Source organism: Micrococcus sp. HSID17227, assembly GCF_003989405.1.
Taxonomy (GTDB): domain Bacteria; phylum Actinomycetota; class Actinomycetes; order Actinomycetales; family Micrococcaceae; genus Micrococcus; species Micrococcus luteus.
In genome coordinates, this window is the sequence record NZ_RBLN01000321.1 from 1 (window position 1) to 2,189 (window position 2,189).

General features: G+C 72.4%; 2 protein-coding genes and 1 pseudogene. All 3 read left to right on the top strand.

Features of this window, described 5'->3' with window-relative positions; translation table 11 throughout:
• Positions 1 to 138 precede the first annotated feature (138 nt).
• Positions 139 to 1,326 (top strand): acyl-CoA dehydrogenase family protein, encoded by a 1,188-nt coding sequence (locus D8M29_RS11310; RefSeq protein WP_041104216.1) that lies wholly within the window; start codon positions 139 to 141, stop codon positions 1,324 to 1,326.
• 1 nt (position 1,327) lies between these two features.
• On the top strand, positions 1,328 to 1,858 hold the full coding sequence (locus D8M29_RS11315; RefSeq protein ID WP_041104218.1) for a MaoC family dehydratase: 531 nt from the start codon (positions 1,328 to 1,330) through the stop codon (positions 1,856 to 1,858).
• A pseudogene (locus D8M29_RS11320) lies at positions 1,855 to 2,016 on the top strand (CoA ester lyase); the annotation flags it as partial. The gene D8M29_RS11315 and the pseudogene D8M29_RS11320, both read left to right, overlap by 4 nt.
• Between the last annotated feature and the right edge of the window lie 173 nt (positions 2,017 to 2,189).

Consider the following 2,189-nt stretch of genomic DNA (forward strand, 5'->3'; position numbering starts at 1 on the left):
TTCACGGCCGCCGTCGCCGGCGTCGTGACCGTCCACGTCGCCGAGGGCGACGCCGTGGCCGCGCAGGCGTTGATCGCCGTCGTCGAGCCCACCGAGCACGCAGCACCCGCAGAGAACACCTGAGAACAGGAGAGGACCATGAGCACCAAGCACCGCACCCTGCCCGCCCTCGAGGAGGACTACCAGGTCCTCTCCGACACCGTCCGCGAGTTCGCCGACGAGGTCGTGGCCCCGGTCTCCGCCGAGCTGGACGCCCAGCACGAGTTCCCGTACGAGATCGTGGCCCAGATGGGCGAGATGGGCCTGTTCGGCCTCCCGTTCCCCGAGGAGTACGGCGGCATGGGCGGCGACTACTTCGCCCTGGCCCTGGCCCTCGAGCAGCTCGGCCGCGTCAACCAGTCCGTGGCCATCACCCTCGAGGCCGGCGTCTCCCTGGGCGCCATGCCGCTGCTGAAGTTCGGCACCGAGGAGCAGAAGCAGCGCTGGCTGCCGGACCTCGTGGCCGGCACGCACCTGGCCGGCTTCGGCCTCACCGAGCCGGGCGCGGGCTCCGACGCCGGCGGCACCCAGACCACCGCCGCGCTCGAGGACGGCCAGTGGCGCATCAACGGCGCCAAGGAGTTCATCACCAACTCCGGCACGGACATCACCTCGCTCGTCACCGTCACCGCCGTGACCGGCACCGTGGAGGGCAGGACCGGCCACGACGGCCGCCCCGCCAAGGAGATCTCCACGATCCTCGTGCCCGCCGGCACCGAGGGCTTCTCCGTGGCCAAGGCCTACGACAAGGTCGGCTGGAACTCCTCGGACACCCACGCCCTGCACTTCTCGGACGTGCGCGTGCCGGAGGAGAACCTGCTGGGCGCCCGCGGCCGCGGCTTCGCCCACTTCCTCGAGATCCTCGACGAGGGCCGTATCGCCATCGCGGCCCTGGCCACCGGCGCGGCCCAGGGCTGCGTGGACGAGTCGGTCGCCTACGCCAAGCAGCGGACCTCGTTCGGCCAGAAGATCGGGCAGTTCCAGGCCGTGTCCTTCAAGATCGCCCGCATGCAGGCCCGCGCGCACGCCGCCCGCCTGGCCTACTACGAGGCCGCCCAGAAGATGCTGGCCGGCAAGCCGTTCAAGACCGAGGCCGCCATGGCCAAGCTGATCGCCGGCGAGGCCGCCATGGACAACGCCCGGGACGCCACCCAGGTGTTCGGCGGCTACGGCTTCATGAACGAGACCCTCGTGGCCCGTCACTACCGCGACTCCAAGATCCTCGAGGTCGGCGAGGGCACCACCGAGGTGCAGCTCATGCTGATCGCCCGCGAGCTGGGCCTCTGACGTGACGGAGCGCGTCGAGATCGAGCAGCGGGGCCGCTACGCGGACGAGCTGGCGGTCGGTCAGGTCTACCTGCACCGGCCCGGCCGCACGCTCACCGAGGCGGACAACGTCCTGTTCACCACCCTCACCATGAACCCGCAGGCCCTGCACCTGGACCACGCGTACGCGGCGGACCAGCCGTTCGGCCGACCGCTGGTCAACTCGATGCTGACGCTGTCCACCCTGGTGGGCCTCGCCGTCGGGCAGACCACACAGGGCACGCTCGTGGCCCAGCTCGGCCTGGGGGAGATCGCGTTCCCGAAGCCGGTCTTCCACGGGGACACGCTCTACGGGCGCTCCGAGGTCACCGCAATCCGCGAGTCCTCCTCGCGGCCGGGGCAGCGGATCGTCACGTTCGCGATGACGGGGGAGAACCAGCACGGCGACGTCGTCGTCCGCGCCCAGCGCACCTGTCTGATGTGGACCGCGCAGGCGCACGCGGAGGCCAAGGCGAAGGCCGCCGACGCCGCAGGCACGGGGGAGCGGGCATGAGCGCGCTGACCCTCGGACCGGCCGTCATGTTCACCCCGGCGGACCGCCCCGAGCGGTACGCCACGGCGCTCGAGCGCGCGGACGCGGTGATCCTCGACCTCGAGGACGCCGTCACCCCGGACGCCCTGACCACCGCGCCGGCAGCCGTCGCCGCCGCACGCGGGGGGCGCGCGACGGGGCGGGCCGTGGGCAGGGGGGGCCGGGGGGGGACGGCGGTCTGGTCCACGGGGTCCTCGCTTCGGGTCGGGCCCCGGGCGGTCGACACAGACGCCCGTCGTCTTGCGGACGCGCGCCCCGGGGCACGTCCACGCTAGCGTGCATGACTGAACGC

Bases quoted from the DNA above. Each gene is read 5' to 3' on its own strand.
- D8M29_RS11310 (WP_041104216.1), top strand. From the start codon at position 139: ATGAGCACCAAGCACCGCACCCTGCCCGCCCTCGAGGAGGACTACCAG.